The following is a 20,473-nucleotide window of genomic DNA, read 5'->3' on the forward strand; positions in this document are numbered from 1 at the left end:
CCTTCGACGCCGGTACGCCTCAGGTCACCCCATCGGGATCAGCACTCGATCACGTTCACCGCGAGGCCGCCCCGCGCCGTCTCCTTGTACTTGACCTTCATGTCGGCGCCGGTCTCCCGCATGGTCTTGATGACCTTGTCCAGCGACACGGCGTGCACCCCGTCACCGCGCAGCGCCAGCCGGGTGGCCGTGATCGCCTTGATGCTGGCCACCGCGTTGCGCTCGATGCACGGAATCTGCACCAGGCCGCCCACCGGGTCGCAGGTGAGGCCGAGGTTGTGCTCCATGCCGATCTCGGCCGCGTTCTCCACCTGGGCCGGAGTGCCGCCCAGCGCCTCGGCGAGCCCGGCGGCGGCCATCGAGCAGGCCGAGCCGACCTCGCCCTGGCAGCCGACCTCGGCCCCGGAGATCGAGGCGTTCTCCTTGAACAGCACCCCGATCGCGCCGGCCGCGAGCAGGAAACGGACCACGCCCTCGTCCGACGCGCCCGGCACGAACCGGGTGTAGTAGTGCAGCACGGCCGGGATGATCCCGGCGGCGCCGTTGGTCGGCGCGGTGACCACCCGCCCACCGGCCGCGTTCTCCTCGTTGACCGCGAGGGCGAACAGGGTGACCCAGTCCATGGCGCGCAGCGGGTCGGTGCTGTCGGCCTCCGCCTCCAGGCTGCGGCGCAGCTCGGCCGCCCGGCGGCGCACCTTCAGCCCGCCGGGGAGGACGCCGTCGCGCTCGCAGCCGCGCTCGACGCACTCCCGCATCACCCGCCAGATCTCCAGCAGCCCGGCTCGGATGTCCGCCTCGCTGCGCCAGGACCGCTCGTTGGCGAGCATCACCTCGCTGATCGACAGGCCGTTGCCGGTGGTGACCGCCAGCAGCTCCGCCCCGGTCAGGAACGGGTACCGGACCTGGGTGCTGTCCGGCTTGATCCGGTCGGCCCCGGCCGCCGCCTCGTCGACCACGAACCCGCCACCGACGGAGTAGTACGTACGGGCCCGGACCTGGTTCCCGGCGGCGTCGTGCGCCGCGAAGGTCATGCCGTTCGGGTGGTACGGCAGCGAGCGGCGCCGGTGCAGCACCAGATCCCGGTCCGGGTCGAAGTCGATCTCCTGGGTGCCGAGCAGGTTGAGCCGCCGCTCGGCCCGGATCCGCGCCACCCGAGGCTCGACCGAGTCCGCGTCGACCGTCTCCGGTGCGTCGCCCTCCAGCCCGAGCAGCACCGCACGGTCGCTGCCGTGGCCGTGCCCGGTCGCGCCGAGCGAGCCGAACAGCTCGGCCTGCACTCGAACGGTGTCGGCGAGCAGCCCGTCCGCCTTGAGCCCGGTCACGAAGGTACGGGCGGCCCGCATCGGCCCCACCGTGTGCGAGCTGGACGGCCCGATGCCGACGCTGAAAAGGTCGAAAACACTGATCATGGCTGTACTTTCCTCACCGTCGGTCCCGTCGTGCGGTCCCGCCCGGGACGTCCCGCCTCCGGTCCGGGGCGGCGGGCGGCACCCGGGGTGCGACGCCCGACCGGCGAGCCTACCCGCCCAGGTCAGCGCCGGCATGCGACCCCGCACACCCCCCACCACCCACGCTCCACCCCACCCGTCACCTCACCGTCACAAGCCCGCCCCACGCCCCACGCACAGGGCCCGGCGGGGGTATGCACCTACGGGAGAGGCGGGGGTGCCTTTCCGCCTTTGGGTTGAGGGCGGGGCAGGCAGCCGTTCCTATCGTGGAGTCAGCGCGGCGGATCGCCGCAGAGTGGGAGTACGACGATGAATCGCAAGCTGGTCCGGCCCCGCCATGGGCGCATGGTCGCCGGTGTCTGCGCCGGCCTGGGACAGCGGTTCGGCATGTCGGCCAATCTGGTCCGGCTGCTGTTCCTGCTGTCCCTGCTGCTGCCCGGCACCCAGGTGATCTTCTACCTGATCCTCTGGATCCTGATCCCCAACGAGGACCGCCCCTACTGACCCGCGCCCGCTCGCTGGTCAGGGGGCGGTGTAGGTGACGGTCACCTTCTCGTAGCCGAGGGAGCGCAGCAGACCCTCCAGCATCTTGCGGGTGTTCTCCTCGGCCCGGGCGGTGATCCCGCTGTCCCGGGCGGCGGCGGTGATCCGGTCCTCGGCCAGCCGGTAGACCTGCTGCTGGCGGTTGGGGTCGCCGGCCACCAGGTCGTTGATCCGGTTGAGCAGGCCGCGCTGCTGGGCGAAGACGTAGCTCTTGTCCAGGTCGAGGTCGGTCTCGCCGAGCTGCGGGGCGGGCAGCTTGATCTCCGCCGACTTCTTGTCGGCCGACGCCACCACCGCCCCGTCGGCGATCTTCGAGAAGTCGACGTACGCCTCGACCCGGCCGGCTCCGACGAAGAGCGTCCGCTCGTTGAGCAGGAAGTCCGGCACGTTCCGCCGGTCGTTCTGCAGGTCGACCACCACCTGGAAGTCGCCCTCGGCCCCGACGTAGCGGTTGAGGTCACGGATCGACTTGAGCAGCGGCGGCTGGCTGCGGTCGGTCTGCTCCTTGGCGAACGGGTTGCTGAAGCTCGGCAGGAGCCCGGTCGCCTGCACCCCGAGCAGCACCACCACGGCCAGCGCGGCCGCGCCGAGCACCCAGAGCAGGCCGCGGACCGGGCCGTTCGCCGACGCCGGGGCCGCCGGCTCCCCGGTGGGCTCGTTGATGTGACCGTCGTCGACCATCGCCCTCACCGTCCTCGTCAGACATGTGCGCCTGGAAATGACGGTAAGGCCCCCGTACGACAGCCGCTCGGCGAGCGGCTGCGGGGGTGGAACGCCGCAGGTCAGGCGAAGGCGGAGAGCCCGGTGAGGCGCTGCCCGATGACCAGCTGGTGGATCTCCGAGGTGCCCTCGTAGGTCAGCACGCTCTCCAGGTTGTTGGCGTGCCGCATGATCGGATATTCGCCGGAGACGCCGTTGGCGCCGAGGATCGTCCGGCACTGCCGGGCGATCGCCAGCGCCTCGCGTACGTTGTTCAGCTTGCCCACGCTGACCTGCTCGGGCCGCAGCTTTCCGGCGTCGGCGAGCCGGCCCAGGTGCAGCGCCAGCAGCAGGCCCTTGTTCCACTCGACGGCCATGTCGGCGAGCTTGGCCTGGGTGAGCTGGAAGCCCGCGAGGGGCCGGCCGAACTGGGTCCGGGTGGTCGCGTAGGACAGGGCGGTCTCGAGGCAGTCCCGGGCGGCGCCGAGCGCACCCCAGACGATGCCGTGGCGGGCCTCGGTGAGGCAGCTCAGCGGCGCCTTCAGCCCGATCGCCTCGGGCAGCCGGGCGTCCGCCGGCAACCGGACGTCGTCGAGGGTGATCTCCCCGGTGACGGACGCGCGCAGCGACATCTTGTGCCGGATCTCGCGCGCCGTCACCCCGGGCGTGTCCATGGGTACGGCGAAACCCCGTACCCCCTCGTCGGTGCGGGCCCAGATCACCCCGACGTCGGCGATCGGCGCGTTGGTGATCCACATCTTGCCGCCGCTGAGCACCCAGTCGTCGCCGTCTCGGCGGGCCCGGGTGGCCATCGAGGCCGGGTCGGAGCCATGGTCCGGCTCGGTCAGCCCGAAGCAGCCGATCGCCTCGCCGGCCGCCATCGCGGGCAGCCAGCGCTGCTTCTGCTCCTCGCTGCCGTAGCGCCAGATGGCGTACATGGCCAGCGAACCCTGCACCGACACCAGCGAGCGGATGCCGGAGTCGCCGGCCTCCAGCTCCAGGCAGGCCAGCCCGTACGCGACCGCCGACGCGCCGGGGCAGCCGTATCCGGTCAGGTGCATGCCGAGCAGGCCGAGCTTGCCGAACTCGCGGGCCAGCTCGCGGGCCGGCACCTGGCCGTCCTCGTACCAGCCGGCGACGTGCGGGCGTACCCGGTCGTTGACGAGCTGGCGCACGACGGCGCGGATCTGCCGCTCCTCATCGCTCAGCGACGCGTCGATGTCCAGCAGGTCGAGAGGGGTCATGCGGCCAACCTTAGTGATGCCTCAGGCCGGACGTCACTCGGCCGAGCCGCTGAGCACCAGCACCCGGGCATGGATCTGGTTGCGCTGCTGGAGCGCCGCCCGCAGCGCCCGGTGCAGGCCGTCCTCCAGGTAGAGACCGCCGTTCCACTGCACGACGTGCGGGAACAGGTCGCCGTAGAACGTCGAGTCCTCGGCGAGGAGCTTGTCCAGCGCCAGCTCCCGTTTGGTGGTGATGAGCTGGTCCAGCCGCAGCGGGCGCGGCGGGATCTCGGCCCACTGCTTGAGCGTGAAGTTGTGCTCCGGGTAGGGACGCCCGTCCCGGACCGCTCTGAAGATCACGGCACGCTCCCCTCCCCCTGACCCGGTCCTCCTCGACGCCCGGCCAGGTCTCGGCGGGACGCCATGTGGAACGGCTGATGGTGACCGTGCCAGCCTAGCCGCACGTGGCACACTGCGTTTTACTCCCACATGTCGCTTTCGCCACTGGCGATAGCTCCACTCGCCCGGACAAATCCGCCCTCAACTCCAGCTACCGCGCCGGACCACCTCGTCGATCGGCCGCCGCCCACGGCGCAGGGACGGGGACCGATGATCGGGCACCCGGTAGCCGACGGTCACCGCGCCGATCGGGTGGTATTCCTCGGGCACGTTGAACGCCTCCCGGTACGCCCCGATCCGCTGCGGCGGGATGCCGAAGAAGCAGGCGCCCAGCCCCTCGTCCACGGCGGTGAGCAGCATCAGCAGCGCGGCGAAGCCGGTGTCCACATACCAGTAGGGCACCGGCCAGCGGTCCTCGGAACGGTCCGCCCAGCCCTTGTCCGGCTCCGCGTACCGGTCGAGATAGGCGGAGCGGTTGGCGTGCGGCACGACGATCAGCGGGGCCTGGCGCATCCCGGCCAACCAGCGGTCCCGACCGCCCTCACCCGGGGTGGCCGCGGCCCAGAACCGCTCCCGGTCCGCCGGCTCCTCCAACACCAGGAAACCCCAACCCTGGGCGAAACCCGCCGATGGCGCCCGGATCGCGTGCTCCAACAGCCGGTCCACCACCTCCGGCGGCACCGGCCGGTCCGGGTCGTAGTTGCGTACCATCCGGCGGCGCCGGACAACCTCGGCGAACTCCATGCTCACCCTCCGGGTCGGATGCCCCAGGCGCCCCGCCAGGTCTCGCCGGGGGCCAGCACGATCAGGTCCTTGCGGGAGCGGAACGCGTCCGCCGGGCAGGTCATCGGCTCCACCGCGACCGAGCGGCGGTGCCGCTCGCCGGTGAGGGTGTCCCCGGTGAAGACCTGCCACCAGCCGAACTCGCCGTCCGCCCAGACGTGCACTGCGGCCGAACCGTCCGGCGCGGCGAGGGTCACCGTCGACCGGCCGTCGGCATCCCGTTCGACGTCACCGAAGGCCAGGTCGAGCACCGCGTCCCCGATCGGGCGGGGCTCGGTGTAGTCGTACTCGGTGCCGGCGATCCCGGTCACGCCCACCGGGAGCAGCCGGCCGTCCAACAGCATCCGGGTCCGCCCCGGCACGCGCAGCGTCAGCTCGTCCACGCCGGCCTTCGGCAGCCGCAGATAGGGGTGGACCGAGAAGCCGAACGGCGCCGCCTCACCGGCCAGGTTCGTCACCTCGTGCTCGGCGCGCAGCCCGTCCGCTCCCACGCTCCACCGGGTACGCAGCCGCAGCCCCCACGGATAGCCCGGGCTCGGCGGCAGGTCGTACCCGATCGTGACGCTCTCGGCCGAGCGCTCGATCAGGTGCCAGGACACCCAGGCGACCAGGCCATGGATGGCGTTGTGCCGCGCCGGCTCGCTCAGGTCGAGCTGCAGCGACCGGTCGCCGAAGGCGTACGCGCCGTCCCGAATCCGGTTCGGCCACGGGGCCAGCACCTGCCCGGCCGAGCCGGGGCAGAGCTCGTCCGCCTCGTACCCGTCGAGGTAGTCCACCTCGTCGTGCCGGTACGCCCGCAGCCCGCCGCCCACCTCGACGACGACCGCCTCGTGTCCGTCGGCGGCGATGCTCCACTGTGCCCCCGACGGCGCCGACCCCACCCCGTTCCCCATGCCCAAGAACCCTAGTCGATGCAAGGAAGGGCACCCTGTCAACGCCTGCGGCTTCGGTAGCGGAGGGGCCGCCTGTTAACCGGCGGAGTCGGCGGGCGGCGTGGCAGCCCGATAGCGCAGCAGCGCCGGGAAGGCCACCACCAGCAGCACGGCGAGGACGGCCGAGACGAGGCCACCGGTCACCCAGGCGAAGCTGGCGCCGAAGCCGGCGGCCATCGTGCCGGCCCGCAGGTCACCCAGGCGCGGGCCACCGGCGACCACCACCGTGTTGACCCCCTGGAGCCGGCCACGCATCCGATCCGGCGCGTAGACCAGCAGCATCGACTGCCGCAGCACCGAGCTGACCAGGTCGGCCGCGCCGGCCAGGCCGAGCAGCAGCACCACCAGCCAGAGCTGGCGCGCCAGCCCGGCCAGGGCGATCGCGACACCCCAGCCCACCACGGCCAGCACCAGCGCCAACCCCTGCCGCCGCAGGCGACCGATCCAGCCGGAGGTCAGGCCACCCACCATCGCGCCGATGGCGATGGCGCTGTAGAGCCAGCCGACCGCCGAGCCACCGCCGAGCCGGCCCTGGGCCATCTCGGGGAAGAGCGCCCGGGGCATGGCCAGGATCATCGCGATCAGGTCGATGGCGAACGACAGCAGCAGCACCGGCGTGGTGGCCAGGTAGCGGAAGCCGTCCACGATGCTGGCCAGCCCCGCCTTGGGCGCGGTGCCGTCGCTGTCCGGATCCGGCTCGGGCGGCATCGCCGGCAGGCGCAGTGTGGCCCAGAGCGAAACGGTGAACAGCAGCGCGTCCACGGCGTACGCGACCGGCAGCCCGACCTCGGGCCGCCAGCCGGCGAGGATCAGACCGGCCGTGAGGGGTCCGAAGACCGCGGTCGCGGTGAACGTGGTGAAGTTCAGCGTGGTGGCCGCCGGCACCAGCTCGTCCGGCACCAGCCGCGGCAGGATCGCGCTGCGGGCCGGCGAGGTGATCGCGAACGCGGTCGACTGCACCGCCACCAGGACGAGCAGCAGCACCGGGCTGCCCACCTTGAGCAACGCCTGGACCAGCAGCGCCAGGGTCGACGCCCAGAGCAGGCCACCCCCGGCGAGCAGCACCAGGCGGCGGTCCCGGGCGTCGGCCACCGCGCCGCCCCAGAGCCCGAAGAGCAGCAGCGGCAGGAACCCGGCCACGCCGAGCAGCCCGACCCAGAACGAGCCGCCGGTGAGGGCGAACATCTCCACCGGTACGGCGACCGCGGTGAACTGGAAACCGAACATCGCCACGCCGTTGCCGAGCCACACCCGCCGATAGGCGGGCACGGCCAGCGGGCGCAGGTCGATCGCCCAGCGGCGCGATCCGCGCGGCCGGGCCTCCTGTACCCCGGTCACGGGGCCAGCCGCTCGGTGACCCAGACGCCGCCGTCGGTGCGCCGGAACCGCAGCCGGTCGTGCAGCCGGCTGGCCCGACCCTGCCAGAACTCCACCGTCTCGGGAAGCACCCGGAACCCGCCCCAGTGCGGAGGCGCGGGGATCGGCTCGACGGTGGCGAAGCGCTCGGCCGCCGCCCGGTACGCCGCGTCCAGCGCGGCCCGGTCCGGGACGACCCGGGACTGGGTGCTGGCCCAGGCGCCGAGCTGGGAGCCCCGCGGCCGACTGGCGAAGTACGCCTCGGTCTCGGCCCGGCCGACCTGCGCCACCCGGCCGGTGATCACCACCTGGCGTTGCATCGGGAACCAGGGGAAGACCAGGCTGGCCCACGGGTTGGCGGTCAGCTCGGTGCCCTTGCGCGAGTCGTGGTTGGTATAGAAGACGAAGCCCTCCGGGTCGTACCCCTTGAGCAGCACGGTCCGGCCGCTCGGGCGGCCCTCGGCGTCGGCCGTGCCCACCACCATCGCGTTCGGCTCCGGAAGCGGGTACGCCACCGCGTCGGCGAACCAGCGGGCAAACTGGGTGTGCCAGTCCGGCGCGAACTCCGACTCGGAAAGACCCTGGTCGGCCGCGTACTCGTTACGCATCGCCGCCGGCGCTGGTGTGTCGCCCGTCACTCTTCATGTCCCTTTCCTCGCGCGACCGCATCCCCCCGATGCTGGCCAGGCCCTACCACCCCAGTCTGGCCGAGGCCGCGCACTTGTCCATCGGCGGGGATGAGGCGCGTAGCACAGTCGCAGTGGGTCGCGCACTCCGTTACTCAACAGGCAAGATGGCACGAACACATCCCTGAGGGTCGCCTGGGAGGCGGGGCCGGATGAGCCCGCGCGGGCGCACCGAGCCGGAAGCCAGGAGACGAAATGGCCGACTTCAAACCGGGCCTGGAAGGCGTCGTAGCCTTCGAGACCGAGATCGCCGAACCGGACCGCGAGGGTGGCTCGCTGCGCTATCGCGGCGTGGACATCGAGGATCTGATCGGCCAGGTCTCCTTCGGCAACGTCTGGGCGCTGCTGGTCGACGGCCGCTTCGGCCCCGGCCTGCCGCCGGCCGAGCCGTTCCCGGTGCCGGTGCACTCCGGCGACATCCGTGTCGACGTGCAGTCCGCGGTCGCCATGCTCGCCCCGTACTGGGGGCTCAACCAGCTCCTCGACATCTCCGACGAGCAGGCCCGTGAGGACCTCGCCCGGGTGTCGGTCACCGCGCTCTCCTTCGTCGCCCAGTCGGCCCGCGGCCTGGGCCTGCCGGCCGTACCGCAGAAGGAGATCGACAAGGCGGAGACGATCGTCGAGCGGTTCATGAAGCGCTGGCGGGGCGAGCCCGACCCCCGGCACGTCAAGGCCGTCGACGCCTACTTCATCTCGGCCGCCGAGCACGGTCTGAACGCCTCCACCTTCACCGCCCGGATCGTCGCCTCCACCGGCGCCGACGCCGCCGCCTGCATCTCCTCCGGCATCGGCGCGCTCTCCGGCCCGCTGCACGGCGGCGCGCCGTCGCGGGTGCTCACCATGCTTGAGGCCGTCGAGCGCAGCGGCGACGCCGAGGGGTACGTCAAGGGCGTGCTCGACCGGGGCGAACGGCTGATGGGCTTCGGCCACCGGGTCTACCGGGCCGAGGACCCGCGCGCCCGAGTGCTCCGGCGCACCGCCAAGGAGTTGGGCGCGCCGCGCTTCGAGGTCGCCGAGGCGCTGGAGAAGGCCGCCCTGGCCGAGTTGCAGGCCCGCCGCCCGGACCGGGTGCTCGCCACCAATGTCGAGTTCTGGTCGGCCGTGGTGCTGGACTTCGCCGAGGTGCCGGCGCACATGTTCACCTCGATGTTCACCTGCGCCCGGATGGGCGGTTGGTCCGCGCACATCCTGGAGCAGAAGAAGCTGAACCGCCTGGTCCGCCCGTCGGCTCTCTACCTGGGCCATGGCCCGCGCAAGCCGCAGGAGGTCGCCGGCTGGGACGCCATCCCGCACGGCGTCTGATCCGCCGAACCACCCACCGAGCCCCGTCCGGTCCGTTCCGGGCGGGGCTCGCCCCTTCCGGGACAGCGCCGACTGTGGTCCACAACTCAGCAGCCCGCCCGTCCGAGAGGCCTCGTAGGTGCGAGGATGAGGGCCGGCAGTGCCGCCGGACCGGGCCCGGATCCCGGCCTCTCCGCGCCCGTGCGCGGCCGCCGTCGGTCCGTGCCCGCCAAGAGGGCCCGTCCTCGCAAATGCGGAAGGATCGAGACAACCGTGGCTGACGCACCGACAATCCGGATTCCCGACGACATCAGGCCCGCCGACGGGCGCTTCGGCTGCGGGCCGTCCAAGGTCCGTCCGGCGGCGGTTTCCGCCCTCGCCGACGTCGCCACCAGCTACCTGGGCACCTCGCACCGGCAGAAGACCGTCCGCGACCAGGTGGCCCGGCTGCGCCGCGGCATCGCCGAGTTCTACTCCCTCCCCGAGGGCTACGAGGTGGTCCTCGGCAACGGCGGCACCACCGCCTTCTGGGAGGTCGCCACCTTCGGCCTGATCCGCGACCGGGCCCAGTTCGCCAGCTTCGGCGAGTTCGGCGCGAAGTTCGCCAAGTCGGTCAAGGACGCGCCGTTCCTCGGCGAGCCGACCATCCGCAAGTCCGAGCCGGGCAGCGCGCCGACCCTGGTCGCCGAGGCGGGCGTGGACGTCTACGCCACCCCGCACAACGAGACCTCCACCGGCGTGGCCGTGCCGGTCGGCCGGGTGCCGGGCGCCGACGAGGGCTCGTTGCTGCTGGTCGACGCCACCTCGGGCGCCGGCGGCCTGGACGTGAACGTCGGCGAGACCGACGTCTACTACTTCGCCCCGCAGAAGTGCTTCGGCTCCGACGGCGGCCTCTGGCTGGCCCTGATGTCGCCGGCCGCGCTCGCCCGGGCCACCGAGATCAAGGAGTCCGGTCGCTACATCCCGGCCTTCCTCGACCTGGTCACCGCGATCGACAACTCCCGGCTGGAACAGACGTACAACACCCCGTCGCTGGCCACCATCTTCCTGGCCGCGGAGCAGACCGACTGGATGAACGCCCAGGGCGGCCTGGCCTGGGCGGGCAAGCGCACCGCCGAGAGCGCCGGCATCGTGTACGGCTGGGCCGAGCGGGCCGAGTTCGCCACCCCGTTCGTGACCGACCCGGCGCTGCGCTCCAACGTGGTCGCCACGATCGACTTCGTCGACGGGGTGGACGCCTCGGCGATCGCCAAGGCGCTGCGCGCCAACGGCATCGTGGACACCGAGCCCTACCGGAAGCTGGGCCGCAACCAGCTGCGTATCGCGCTGTTCCCGGCGGTCGAGCCGGCCGATGTGGAGGCGCTCACCGCGTCCATCGACTACGTGGTCGAACGACTCTGATCAGTCGGTTACGGTGGGTGGTCGTCGGGGCCCCGGCAACCACCCACCGTGATCATCGTCGCAGCTCAGTCGCGACATGCCGGGTGTCACATCCCCCACCTTCGGGTAGATGGGCGTACGGTGGTGCGAGACGCCCGGGTGGCCGGCTCGTGGCGTGACGGCCAGCGAAGCGGGACGGAGGCAAGCCCATGCGCCCAGTACGCTTCGTCGCCCTCTCCGAGGACGGCCAGGCTCTGGTGCTCGCCGACGAGGTCGGGCGTCTGCTCGCGCTGCCGCTCGACGAACGCGTCGCCACGGCGCTGCACCCCGAGCCCGGCGCGACCCCCCTCACGGTGGTGCCGACCACCGCCGACATGGTGCCGTCCCTGTCGCCCCGAGACATCCAGGCCCGGATCCGGGCCGGTGAGTCCGCTGAGGACGTCGCCCGGATCGCCGGCGTCCCGGTCGACCGCGTCCTGCGCTACGCGGGCCCGGTGCTCCAGGAGCGGGCCATGCTCGCCCAGCACGCCCGACGGACCCGGCTCAAGGGCGCGGAGAAGCCGACACCGCTGGCCGAGGTGGTCAACGGTCGGCTGGCCCAGCACGGGATCGACACTGAAAAGATCTCCTGGGACGCCTACCGGCGGGATGACGGCACCTGGCGGATCATCGCCACCTGGCCGTCGGGCAAGGCCACCGCGCAGGCGGTGTGGGACCTCGACAAGACCCGGCAGCACGTCGCCCCGCACGACGACATGGCGCAATATCTCTGCGCCGAGCGGCCCACGCCCATCCTCGGCCAGGAGCCCGCGCCGGAGCGGGGCGGGCACGCGCTGCCCGGCCCGTCGCGCGGCGAGCCGGCCCGGGGCGGGCACGGCCTGCCGACGCCCGCCGAGCACTCCCGCCCGGGGCGGGACCCGATTCGCGCCGGCCGCGACGCGCTGCTCGCCTCGCTGGACCGGCCGCTCGGCTCGACGGGCTCGGGCCGCGGGCTCGATACGCGCTCCCCGGCCGCCCTGGCCGGGCCGGAGGCACCCCGCCAGCGCCCGGTCGCCGGTGGTGCGGCGGCGCTGCTCGGTGGCGGCCCGGGTTCGGCGTTCGACGACGACTCGGACGCGCCGAAGGAGGTCCCGGCCGTACCCTCGCTGGCCGTGCTCCGGCCGCGCCGCACCGGCGCGGCGGCGGCCGCAGCCGGCACGGAGTCCACGGAGGCCGGCGGCAAGCCACGTAAGCGGCTGCCGAGCTGGGATGATGTCCTCTTCGGCAGCGGTCCGGCGGTCCGCGAGTCGTCCTGATCCACCGTCGAGTAACGCCTCGATGAACTCTTTCCCCCGATGGTGATGGCGTGCCCTGCCCCGAGCCTGGGCCTGGTGGCCTGACCGGCAGGTCATCCCTGGTGGCGCCGTCCGGCCGGTGCTCCGGCCGGACGGCGGCGACGCTTCGGCGCCAGCCCGGGGCACCGGACGGGCGATTGCCGAGAGACCTTCCGGGCTCCGAGACTGATCCACGTGAACAGTCCCGCGCCGAGCCGGTGGCAGATCGCCAGGCCGGCCATGATCGCGGTCGTCGCCGCGCAGCTTTTCGTCACCATGGCGTTCCTGCTGTTCATCGCGAGCCAGGCGGGGGAGGACCTCGCCTGTGAAGCATTCAAGTGCCTGATGCTCGCGGTAGGGGTCGGCCTGAGGTTGGTCCTGCCGATCCTGGTCATCAGCACCGTCGTGTCGCTTGGGGTGCTCGCCAGGTGGGGCGGGCAGAGCCTGGACCGACTCGGTCCGGCGCTCGGGCTGGCCACGCTGTTCGGCTGCTGGGTGCTCGCCGCTTGTGGCTGGTTCCCGGTGATGATGCTGATCGAAGACTGGTACTGATCTGGTCAGATCGGCCAGGCGGCGAGGCGGTCGTACGTGGGGCGGGGCCCGGGGTGGCTGCGGACCAGCACCAACTCCTCGGCCGGCCACTCGGGGCCGAGGTAGGCGTGCAGCGTCTCCCGGTCGGCGAGCACGTCGGTGCGGTCGACCCGGTCGCCGGGGCGAGCGATGGTCAGGTGCGCCCGGAACGGCTTCTCGTCGTGCGGCAGCCGGGCCCGACGCAGCCCGAACCGGATCAGTCGGGCCAGCGTGGCCAGCCCGTGGAGGTCGCCCTGGACGTCCACCCAGAGCACGGTGAACCGGCCGCGTCCGAAGCTGCCCCCACCCCCGAGCCGGAGGCGGAGCGAGCTGTCCCGGCCGCCCCGGAACGTCTCGGCGGCCAGGCCGAGCGCGCTGTCCACGTCGACCAGCCGAGCCTCCTCCACGTCGCCGAGGAAGGCCAGGGTGAGGTGGGCGTTGGCCGGGTCGGCCAGCCGGACGTTGGTGCCGGCGGCGGAGGCGGCGCCGACCCGCAGCCGGGCCACCTGGGCGGTGAGGTCGTCGACCGCCGGCCGGGGTGGGTAGACCGCGACGAAGAGCCGCACCGGTGCCCCCGGTCAGCGGTGCCGCTGGTGGTAACCGGGGCGGGCCGCGGGCAGGGCGAGCCCGGCCGCGTGCACCAGCCCCTCGACCCGTACCCGCTCGATCTCCCGGTCCACGCCGTCCAGCTCGGTCAGGTGCTCGGTGATCCCCAGCGCCCGGCAGGCGGCGCGCAGCCGCTCGTCGTACGCGTCGATGACCGCGCCGTGCCACACCACTGAACGGTCGACGGCGGCGAGCCGGTGGCCGCCGAGCCGCCGCAGATCGAGGGCGAGCTGTTCGAGTGGGCGCCGATCGGCCCGGTCCAGCTCGGTGAGGTCGATGTCGCGGGTGAGCGCGTCGGCCTCGATGACCCGGTCCAGCCGGGCGATGGTCCGGCGTTCCCGGCGTTGCTCGCGCCACTCAGACCACCCGCAGACCACCCGGTCGAGGATCTCGTCGGCACAGAAAAGCAGCGCGAAGAGGGCCGGCAGGCAGCAGACAGCGAGAATCGCCAGCACCAGTAGTAGCCCCCGCCCCACCTCCACGCATCGACGCTAAGCCCCACCGTCACGGCCCGCCACCGGAATGCCGATATCCGGCTTGAATGAATACGCGTCAAAAGGGCCCCCTGCTATGCACCAGGCGTAAACAGGAGGCCCTTCCTTGCAGCTACTCGGCGTGGGGCGACACCACGTAGAAGCGGGGCATGGGCAGCATCCGCATCCGCAGCCGGGCGCCCGAGCGGCGCAGCTGCCAGGTGAGCGCGAGGATCGCGGCGGCCAGCGAGATCAAACCGCCGATCCAGATGCTCGCCCCGGCACCGAAGGTTTCGGCCACCCAGCCGATGATCGGCGCGCCGACCGGGTTGGTGCCGAGGAAGACGAGCACCCAGAGCGCCATCACCCGGCCCCGGAACGCGGCGTCCACGCTGAGCTGGACCCGCTGGTTGGCGGCCTGGGCGAAGAAGACCATGAAGAATCCGGTCGGCATCAGCAACGTCACCACCAGCCAGTACGCCGGGGCGAGCCCGACCAGGGTGCCGAAGCTGGCGCAGCCGACCGCCGCGCCGAGCACCAGCCAGACCGACGGGCGGCTACGCCGCCCGGTGCCGGCCAGGGCGCCGACCAGCGCGCCGACCGCGAGGGCGGTGCTGAACAGGCCGAACGAGGCGGCCCCGGTGTTGAACACGGTCTTGGCCAGCGCGGCGAGGGTGAGCTGGAAGTTGAAAAGGCTCATCCCGATCACCGACATCAGCGCCATCGGCAGCAGGATGTCGGGCCGGCGCGCGACGTACCGCAGACCGTCCACCACCCGGGCCTGGTCGCGCTCGCCGGCCGGCGGCAGGTCCTTGCGGTGCAGCTCCGAGGTACGCATGCGGACCACGTTGACCAGCGGGGCGATCGAGCTGAGCGCACTGAACAGGAAGACCGGCCCGACGTCGAAGGCGGCGATGGCCAGGCCGGCGACGGCGGGGCCGACTATCCGGGCCGAGTTGAAGGTGGCCGCGTTGAGCGAGAGCGCGTTCGGCAGCAGCGGCACGCCGACCAGTTCGGAGACGAACGCCTGCCGGACCGGGGTCTCCACCGCGTTGGCGACGCCGAGCAGGGCGGCGAACGCGAAGACGTGCCAGAGCTGCACCAGCCCGGTGATCACCAGCATGCTCATCACCAGCGCCAACGCGGTCCAGAACGCGTTGGCGACGAAGAGCAGCATGCGCTTGTCGTACCGGTCGGCGAGGCGGCCCGACAGCAGGGTCAGCAGCAGCACCGGGGTGAACTGCAACGCGGTGACCACGCCGAGCGCGGTGGCGGAGTTGCCGCTGAGCTGGAGGACGAGCCAGTCCTGGGCGATGAACATCATCCAGACGCCGACCAACTTGATCAACTGTCCGGTGGCGAAGAGCCGGTAGTTACGGACTCGTAGGGACTGGAACATCGTGCTCAGCTTTGCCTGCACTCTTTATGCGCCTCCTCGTGTCGGTACGCCTCACCCACAGCGGACGAAGCGGACCGCACGACGTGGTCGCGGCTCAGGCGCGGGCGATCCCCTGGAGGATGTCGGCGGCCCGCTGCAGCGTGTCGCGTTCCTCCTCGGTGAGCGCGGCCAGCCGGTTGGCCAGCCACTCGTTGCGGGCCCGCTCGAACTGCTCGAGCACGGCCCGCCCACCCTCGGTCGCCGCCAGGATGATCTGGCGACCGTCGGTCGGATGGGGGGTGCGCTGCACGAGGCCACGCTCCTCCAACTTCGCGACGATCTTGGTCATCGTCGGCGGCTGCACCCGTTCGGCGTCGGCCAGCTCCCGGGGCGTCAGTGCCCCGGCCAGGTTGAGGCTGGTCAGCGCCGAGACCTGGGTGACCGTCAGGTCGCCCACCGGGCGGGCCTGCCGGACTCGCCGGCTGAGCCGGGTGATCGCATCACGCAACTGGGGAGCCAGCTGCGCCGGTGGCACGCGTTTCGCCGTCACCGTCCGCTCCGTCACACTAGTTAGCTTAACTAATGAGCCTGGCTAACGACATGCGATATGACCGGACTCACCAGAAGATCGTCTTCCCCGCGTCGGAACACCACGGACTCGACGGGTCCGCGCGGGAGTACAGGATGAATGCCGTCCTCGATCACCGGCAAGCCGGGCGCTAGCGATCACGTACGCTGTGCCCGTGCATCAGGAACAACCGCCGCGGCCCGAGCCGCTCGACCCGCCGATGGTGCCGTTCGCCGTCGCCGGGCTGATCATCTGGGCGGCGGCCGGGCTGGTGCTGCTGATCTTCTTCCGCGGTTGGCTCACCGAGCACGGGCACCAGGACTGGCTCTGGACCTGCCTGGCCGGTTTCCTGTGGGGCTTTCCCGGTCTCGCGGTGATGATGCGGCACGACGCCAACCGGCGGCGCCGCCGAGAGGCAACCGCCCGCCGGGGCTGAGCCGTCAGGGGTGGCCGTACGGCTCTGCCGGCTCCGCCGCCTCGACGGAGCCCGGGGCACGGCTGACCGACACCGTCTCGACCGCGCTGTCGTCGTAGACCGTGGGCATCTCGTCGGTCGGGGTCTCGGCCGTCTCGGCGAGGGTCTCCGAGTGCGCGCCGCAGCCGTGGTCGGCACTCACCACCCGGCCGTCGTCGGGCGCGTAGAAGTTGCCGCAGGCGCCGAAGGCCTGCCGCATCGCTCCGGCGAGGGGCAGATAGAAGCCGCAGGTGCCACAGCGGGCAGCGGCCGGCGCGGCCACCGAGATCGGGGCGTCCGGGCCGTGGTCACCGTCGTACCAACGCTGAGCGGCCTCCGTGCGGCCCTCCCGGGACAACACCCGGGGCCGACCCAGGCCGAGCTCCCACGCGGTCTCCTCGACCGCCGGGTCGTCGGAGAGCAGGTAGCCCGGGGCGAGCCGCTCATCGTCCGGCGGGGTGGGCAGCAGATCACCCGGGCCCAGGTCACCCGGCTTGAGCCGCTCCTGCCAGGGCAGCCAGCCGGGGGCGAGCAGCGCGTCGGCGCCGGGCAGCAGGACGGTCTCGCAGACCGTGACCTTCCGGCTGCGCGGCACCCGGGTCACCGTTACGGCCCAGCGCCAGCCCCGGTAGCCGGCCAACTGGCACTCGAAGTAGTGGGTGACGAGGCGATCACCCTCGACGACAGCCTGGAGGTGCTCGCCGACATCGGCGGGGTCCACCTCGGTGATGGCGGCGCGGGCCACCTCGACGGCGGCGGCACACACCTGGTCGAGCCGGGGAGCGCGGGCGGAGGCGGGCCTGGTCACATACCCATTGTTCCCCATGCCCACCCTCGGCTGTCAGGCACTCCCCGGAGTCGTTCTCCCGAGTGGTGCGGCACTTCTGGATCAGATGGGCGAGGATAGACCCCATGCCGCCGTCCACCCGCTCCGGCCGGTCCGCCCTCGGGCGGGCAGTCGGCACGGGCATCCGCGCCACCCGCCTGCTGCTGCGCGGCACGCTGCGCAGCGGTCGATGGATGACCCGACGGGCCGGGTCGGCCCGGGCGCAGAGCGCCGGCAACGAGGTGGGCATGGTCCGCCTCTTCGACCTGCACGCCCTCTCCTGCGCCGGGGACACCCTCATCGCCATCGGCCTGGCCGGGACGATCTTCTTCGACGTGCCGCTCGGCGAGGCCCGGAACAAGGTCGCGCTCTACCTGCTGGTGACCATGGTGCCGTTCGCCATGCTCGCCCCGGTGGTCGGGCCGCTGCTGGACCACTTCCGGCACGGCCGCCGGTACGCGCTGGCGACCACCATGCTCGGCCGGGCCTTCCTCGCCTGGCTGATCTCCGACTACATCGGCAGCTTCGGGCTCTACCCGGCGGCGTTCGGCGTGCTCGCCCTCTCCCGCGCCTACGGGGTGGCCCGCTCGGCGGCGGTGCCCCGGCTGCTGCCGGAGGGCCTGGGGCTGTCGCAGGTGGGCGCCCGGGCGAGCGTCTACGGCACGGTCGCCGGCGGGCTGGTCGCCCCGCTCGGGCTGGCCGCGTTCTGGTTCGGGCCGCAGTGGCCGCTCCGGGTGGCATCGCTGATCTTCCTGATCGGCATGGTGATCTCGCTGCGTCTGCCGCCGAAGGCGGATTCCGAGCCGCCGGAGCGGGTACCACGCCCGCTGCAGGCGCTCTGGCGCCGGGCGGGGGAACGACCGCTGGGCCGGGGCCGTCCCGCCGGCCGGCTGGTGATCGCCACGCTGATCGGCGCGGCGGCGCTGCGCGGGGTGTACGGCTTCCTGCTGCTCTTCCTGGCCTTCGCGATCAAGGCCGGCGGCCTGACCACCGACGTCTTCGGCCGGGACCTGGGCGCCCAGGGCGCGCTGGGCCTGGTCGGCGGCGCGCTGGCGGTGGGCAGCTTCCTGGCCACCGCGGTCGGCACCCGGCTGCGTATCCACCGGCCGGCCGCGATCCAGTCCAGCGGCATGATCGTCCTGGCTGGGGTGGCGGTGCTGGCCGCGTGGAAGTTCTCGCTGCCCATGGCGGCGTTGTTCTGCCTGGTCGCGGCCCTGTTCAGCGGGATCGCCAAGCTCGCGGTCGACGCGTCGATTCAGGAGCGGATCCCGGAGCGGCTCCGAGCCAGCTCCTTCGCCCACTCGGAGACCGCGCTCATGCTCGCCTTCGTGGCCGGCGGCGCGCTCGGGCTCGTCCCCTTCACCGGCCGGATCGGGGTCGCTGTCGCCGCCGGCGTCACGGTGCTGGTCGCCGTACGCGGCCTGCTGGTGGCCAGCCGGCTGCGCGGCGAACGCCTGATCGGCCGCCCCCTCGGCGACGACGAGCTGGCCGGCGACCAGACGGAGGAGTTCGCCGAGCCGACCCCCACCTCGCCGGCGCCGTCGTCGGGCGGTACGCCCACCGCCGAGCCCGACGACGACACGTTCCCGCCGCCGGGCTACCACATCTACCGCCCCTCCTCCTCAACCGTCGGCGGGCCGGGCGGGGTCGACGAGGAGAACCGGCGAGGGCCGGCGGCGTGAGTGGACTGCTCGTGGTGACCGCCGTACCGGCCGAGGCGGAGGCGGTCCGGGCCGGTCTGGCCGACCCCACGGTCGCCGTCGCCCCGGTCGGGGTGGGTCCCGCCGTCGCCGGGGCCGCCACCGCCCGGCTGCTGGCGCTCGCCGAGGCGGCCGGGCGGCCGTACCGGGGGGTGGTCAGCGCGGGCATCGCCGGCGGCTTCGTCGGCCGGGTGGAGGTCGGCGGCACGGTGCTGGCGACCCGCAGCGTCGCGGCAGACCTGGGTGCCGAGTCACCGGAGGGCTTCCTTCCGGTGGAGGAACTGGGCATGCCGGCGGAGCTGCTGGGGCTCGGCAGCGTCGTAGCCGCCGACCCGGGGCTGCTGCACGCCCTGCGTACGGCTCTGCCGGAGGCCACCGTCGGCACGGTGCTCACGGTCAACACGGTGACCGGCACCGCCGCGAGCACCGCGGCCCTCGCCGAACGGCACCCGGACGCGGTGGCCGAGGCCATGGAGGGGTACGGCGTGGCCGTGGCCGCCGCGCAGGCCGGCCTGCCCTTCGCCGAGCTGCGCACGGTGTCCAACCCGATCGGGCCCCGGGACCGGGGATCCTGGCGGATGCGGGAGGCGTTCGCAGCCCTCACCGCGGCGGCCGCCGCCCTGCGCTGACCTAGCGCCGCCGCGGCCACACTGCCGCTGACCTAGCGCTTCAGCGGCGGCGGGAGGCGCTGGCCGCGAGGTCCAACCGCAGCGCGGCAGGCCGGCTCGCCTCCAGCTCGAACCCGCACGCGAGCAGGAAGTGGATGCCGGGCTCCTGGGTCAGGGCCCGGACAACCGCGATGCCGGTGCCCCGCACCTCTTCGACGAGCGCCTCCACCAGCCGGCGGCCGATGCCCAGCTGGCGGTAGCAGTCGGCGACCAGCAGGCCGTCGATCACGATCTCCCGCTCCCCTGGGCGCTCTTCCCCGCCCCAGTAGAGATGCGGGCTCTGTTCGTGGGCGCGGAGCTCCCCGACCAGGTCGCCGCCCGGCAGTTCCGCGACGAACCGCCACGACGTAGCGGCCAACGCCTCGGTCACCCGCCGGATCGTCACCGATGCGCGCACCCATTCCGCCTCGCGCCGCCGATCCCGATACTCCCGATTCACCTCGTAGGTCGCGGGCGGCAGCGGCAGCGGCCACTTCTCGGGCGGCAGGTTGTACCACTCCGCCCACCACGCTCCGGGCCAGTCTTTCGGCTCGTGCACCTCCCACACATCGAGGTGGGCCGGATACCGGCGCCCGGCCTGGTCGCGCAGCTCGTCGTGCGGGACCGGCGCCGGCAGCCGGCGGGCGTCGTCGACCGGCCCGGCGTCGAACCGCACCTGGCCGCCGGCGGCCCGGACCAGCCGCTCCACGGTCCGGTACCGGGCGTCAACGGCCCGGCCGGACTCGATCCGCGCGACCGTGGCCTGCGGAACTCCAGCCCGGGCAGCCAGCTCGCGCTGACTCAGGTCGGCTTGCCGCCGCAGCCGCCTGAGCAGGTCGCCCAGGTCCGCCCACCGCCCGGTTGAAGAGTTCGGCTCACCCACGCCTGGAATGCTCTCCAGCTTCCCACCGCCGTTTCAACACGACGGGCCCACCTGTGGATAACCCTGTGGAAATCGACTCCACGACCGGGAAGGGTGTGGACAGCGAATCGCTTTGGAGCTGAGTCGCTGGTGATATCGCGGAGCCGGACAGGCCGCCCGCCACCACACGCCGTCGCATCACGCCGCCCGCCCCAGACCGATGCCAGGCCCACCTGGCCGGCCGCCTCGCGCCGCCCGCCCCAGACCGATGCCAGGCCCACCTGGCCGGCCGCCTCGCGCCGCCCGCCCCAGACCGATGCCAGGCCCACCTGGCCGGCCGCCTCGC

Annotated in this window: 22 protein-coding genes; 8 read left to right on the forward strand and 14 right to left on the reverse strand. The window is 72.8% G+C overall.

The window, feature by feature from the left end:
* Positions 1-38: 38 nt before the first annotated feature.
* On the reverse strand, positions 39-1,409 hold the full coding sequence (locus tag AB0C02_RS01285) for an L-serine ammonia-lyase (RefSeq protein ID WP_357539869.1): 1,371 nt from the start codon (positions 1,407-1,409) through the stop codon (positions 39-41).
* 348 nt (positions 1,410-1,757) lie between these two features.
* Between AB0C02_RS01285 and AB0C02_RS01290 the strand changes: the two genes are divergently transcribed.
* Positions 1,758-1,952: a PspC domain-containing protein gene (locus AB0C02_RS01290; protein WP_357539871.1), complete on the forward strand. Its 195-nt coding sequence runs from the start codon at positions 1,758-1,760 to the stop codon at positions 1,950-1,952.
* A gap of 18 nt (positions 1,953-1,970) precedes the next feature.
* Here the strand turns inward: AB0C02_RS01290 and AB0C02_RS01295 are convergent, their stop codons facing one another.
* The 7 genes from AB0C02_RS01295 to pdxH all read right to left on the reverse strand — a co-directional run bounded on the left by AB0C02_RS01295 (position 1,971) and on the right by pdxH (position 7,991).
* Positions 1,971-2,672 carry a DUF4230 domain-containing protein gene (locus tag AB0C02_RS01295; RefSeq protein WP_357539873.1) on the reverse strand — a complete coding sequence of 234 codons (702 nt, stop codon included), beginning with the start codon at positions 2,670-2,672 and terminating at the stop codon, positions 1,971-1,973.
* A 101-nt stretch (positions 2,673-2,773) separates the two neighbouring features.
* Complete coding sequence (locus AB0C02_RS01300; protein WP_357539875.1) at positions 2,774-3,934, reverse strand: acyl-CoA dehydrogenase family protein; 1,161 nt, start codon at positions 3,932-3,934, stop codon at positions 2,774-2,776.
* Between the two features lie 33 nt (positions 3,935-3,967).
* A complete protein-coding gene (locus AB0C02_RS01305) occupies positions 3,968-4,273 on the reverse strand; it encodes a type II toxin-antitoxin system VapB family antitoxin (protein WP_357539877.1) in 306 nt (101 codons plus the stop codon).
* Positions 4,274-4,453: 180 nt separating this feature from the next.
* Complete coding sequence (locus AB0C02_RS01310; protein ID WP_357539879.1) at positions 4,454-5,056, reverse strand: nitroreductase family protein; 603 nt, start codon at positions 5,054-5,056, stop codon at positions 4,454-4,456.
* 2 nt (positions 5,057-5,058) lie between these two features.
* Complete coding sequence (locus AB0C02_RS01315) at positions 5,059-5,988, reverse strand: aldose 1-epimerase family protein (RefSeq protein ID WP_357539881.1); 930 nt, start codon at positions 5,986-5,988, stop codon at positions 5,059-5,061.
* A 75-nt stretch (positions 5,989-6,063) separates the two neighbouring features.
* The gene (locus AB0C02_RS01320) at positions 6,064-7,365 is read right to left on the reverse strand and encodes an MFS transporter (RefSeq protein ID WP_357539883.1); all 1,302 of its coding nucleotides are present in this window, start codon (positions 7,363-7,365) and stop codon (positions 6,064-6,066) included.
* Complete coding sequence (pdxH, locus tag AB0C02_RS01325) at positions 7,362-7,991, reverse strand: pyridoxamine 5'-phosphate oxidase (protein ID WP_357540966.1); 630 nt, start codon at positions 7,989-7,991, stop codon at positions 7,362-7,364. Before pdxH ends, AB0C02_RS01320 begins: the two co-directional genes overlap by 4 nt.
* A 273-nt stretch (positions 7,992-8,264) precedes the next feature.
* Between pdxH and AB0C02_RS01330 the strand changes: the two genes are divergently transcribed.
* The 4 genes from AB0C02_RS01330 (at position 8,265) to AB0C02_RS01345 (ending at position 12,595) form a co-directional block, all read left to right on the forward strand.
* Positions 8,265-9,371 carry a citrate synthase 2 gene (locus tag AB0C02_RS01330; protein WP_357539885.1) on the forward strand — a complete coding sequence of 369 codons (1,107 nt, stop codon included), beginning with the start codon at positions 8,265-8,267 and terminating at the stop codon, positions 9,369-9,371.
* A gap of 252 nt (positions 9,372-9,623) precedes the next feature.
* Positions 9,624-10,751, forward strand: coding sequence for a phosphoserine transaminase (gene serC / locus AB0C02_RS01335; protein ID WP_357539887.1), 1,128 nt, complete (start codon positions 9,624-9,626; stop codon positions 10,749-10,751).
* 188 nt (positions 10,752-10,939) lie between these two features.
* On the forward strand, positions 10,940-12,025 hold the full coding sequence (gene sepH / locus AB0C02_RS01340) for a septation protein SepH (protein WP_357539889.1): 1,086 nt from the start codon (positions 10,940-10,942) through the stop codon (positions 12,023-12,025).
* A gap of 258 nt (positions 12,026-12,283) precedes the next feature.
* The gene (locus AB0C02_RS01345) at positions 12,284-12,595 is read left to right on the forward strand and encodes a hypothetical protein (protein WP_357539891.1); all 312 of its coding nucleotides are present in this window, start codon (positions 12,284-12,286) and stop codon (positions 12,593-12,595) included.
* A gap of 5 nt (positions 12,596-12,600) precedes the next feature.
* Here the strand turns inward: AB0C02_RS01345 and thpR are convergent, their stop codons facing one another.
* The 4 genes from thpR to AB0C02_RS01365 all read right to left on the reverse strand — a co-directional run bounded on the left by thpR (position 12,601) and on the right by AB0C02_RS01365 (position 15,635).
* Positions 12,601-13,179 (reverse strand): RNA 2',3'-cyclic phosphodiesterase, encoded by a 579-nt coding sequence (thpR, locus tag AB0C02_RS01350; protein ID WP_357539893.1) that lies wholly within the window; start codon positions 13,177-13,179, stop codon positions 12,601-12,603.
* Positions 13,180-13,191: 12 nt separating this feature from the next.
* Positions 13,192-13,701 (reverse strand): hypothetical protein, encoded by a 510-nt coding sequence (locus tag AB0C02_RS01355; protein WP_357539895.1) that lies wholly within the window; start codon positions 13,699-13,701, stop codon positions 13,192-13,194.
* Between the two features lie 124 nt (positions 13,702-13,825).
* Positions 13,826-15,112, reverse strand: coding sequence for an MFS transporter (locus AB0C02_RS01360; protein ID WP_357539897.1), 1,287 nt, complete (start codon positions 15,110-15,112; stop codon positions 13,826-13,828).
* A gap of 73 nt (positions 15,113-15,185) precedes the next feature.
* Positions 15,186-15,635: a MarR family transcriptional regulator gene (locus AB0C02_RS01365; RefSeq protein ID WP_357539899.1), complete on the reverse strand. Its 450-nt coding sequence runs from the start codon at positions 15,633-15,635 to the stop codon at positions 15,186-15,188.
* 178 nt (positions 15,636-15,813) lie between these two features.
* On the opposite strand from AB0C02_RS01365, the gene AB0C02_RS01370 reads away from it, so the two are divergent.
* A complete protein-coding gene (locus tag AB0C02_RS01370; RefSeq protein WP_357539901.1) occupies positions 15,814-16,074 on the forward strand; it encodes a DUF2530 domain-containing protein in 261 nt (86 codons plus the stop codon).
* Positions 16,075-16,078: 4 nt separating this feature from the next.
* Here the strand turns inward: AB0C02_RS01370 and AB0C02_RS01375 are convergent, their stop codons facing one another.
* Complete coding sequence (locus AB0C02_RS01375; RefSeq protein WP_357539903.1) at positions 16,079-16,918, reverse strand: DUF3027 domain-containing protein; 840 nt, start codon at positions 16,916-16,918, stop codon at positions 16,079-16,081.
* An 86-nt stretch (positions 16,919-17,004) separates the two neighbouring features.
* On the opposite strand from AB0C02_RS01375, the gene AB0C02_RS01380 reads away from it, so the two are divergent.
* Together AB0C02_RS01380 and AB0C02_RS01385 are read left to right on the forward strand one after the other, a co-directional pair.
* Positions 17,005-18,600 carry an MFS transporter gene (locus AB0C02_RS01380; protein WP_357539905.1) on the forward strand — a complete coding sequence of 532 codons (1,596 nt, stop codon included), beginning with the start codon at positions 17,005-17,007 and terminating at the stop codon, positions 18,598-18,600.
* A complete protein-coding gene (locus AB0C02_RS01385) occupies positions 18,597-19,247 on the forward strand; it encodes a futalosine hydrolase (RefSeq protein ID WP_357539907.1) in 651 nt (216 codons plus the stop codon). Before AB0C02_RS01380 ends, AB0C02_RS01385 begins: the two co-directional genes overlap by 4 nt.
* Positions 19,248-19,287: 40 nt before the next feature.
* Here AB0C02_RS01385 and AB0C02_RS01390 read toward each other — a convergent pair whose 3' ends face one another.
* On the reverse strand, positions 19,288-20,148 hold the full coding sequence (locus AB0C02_RS01390) for a GNAT family N-acetyltransferase (protein ID WP_357539909.1): 861 nt from the start codon (positions 20,146-20,148) through the stop codon (positions 19,288-19,290).
* Positions 20,149-20,473: the final 325 nt, after the last annotated feature.

The sequence above is a fragment of the Micromonospora sp. NPDC048999 genome, assembly GCF_040649295.1.
Lineage (GTDB): Bacteria > Actinomycetota > Actinomycetes > Mycobacteriales > Micromonosporaceae > Micromonospora.

Excerpts from the sequence above, each read along its gene's own strand:
- AB0C02_RS01285 (WP_357539869.1), bottom strand. The coding sequence starts at position 1,409 with ATGATCAGTGTTTTCGACCTTTTCAGCGTCGGCATCGGGCCGTCCAGC.
- AB0C02_RS01290 (WP_357539871.1), top strand. The coding sequence starts at position 1,758 with ATGAATCGCAAGCTGGTCCGGCCCCGCCATGGGCGCATGGTCGCCGGT.
- AB0C02_RS01295 (WP_357539873.1), bottom strand. The coding sequence starts at position 2,672 with ATGGTCGACGACGGTCACATCAACGAGCCCACCGGGGAGCCGGCGGCC.
- AB0C02_RS01300 (WP_357539875.1), bottom strand. The coding sequence starts at position 3,934 with ATGACCCCTCTCGACCTGCTGGACATCGACGCGTCGCTGAGCGATGAG.
- AB0C02_RS01310 (WP_357539879.1), bottom strand. The coding sequence starts at position 5,056 with ATGGAGTTCGCCGAGGTTGTCCGGCGCCGCCGGATGGTACGCAACTAC.
- AB0C02_RS01315 (WP_357539881.1), bottom strand. The coding sequence starts at position 5,988 with ATGGGGAACGGGGTGGGGTCGGCGCCGTCGGGGGCACAGTGGAGCATC.
- pdxH (WP_357540966.1), bottom strand. The coding sequence starts at position 7,991 with ATGCGTAACGAGTACGCGGCCGACCAGGGTCTTTCCGAGTCGGAGTTC.
- AB0C02_RS01330 (WP_357539885.1), top strand. The coding sequence starts at position 8,265 with ATGGCCGACTTCAAACCGGGCCTGGAAGGCGTCGTAGCCTTCGAGACC.
- sepH (WP_357539889.1), top strand. The coding sequence starts at position 10,940 with ATGCGCCCAGTACGCTTCGTCGCCCTCTCCGAGGACGGCCAGGCTCTG.
- AB0C02_RS01345 (WP_357539891.1), top strand. The coding sequence starts at position 12,284 with ATGATCGCGGTCGTCGCCGCGCAGCTTTTCGTCACCATGGCGTTCCTG.
- AB0C02_RS01375 (WP_357539903.1), bottom strand. The coding sequence starts at position 16,918 with ATGGGGAACAATGGGTATGTGACCAGGCCCGCCTCCGCCCGCGCTCCC.
- AB0C02_RS01380 (WP_357539905.1), top strand. The coding sequence starts at position 17,005 with ATGCCGCCGTCCACCCGCTCCGGCCGGTCCGCCCTCGGGCGGGCAGTC.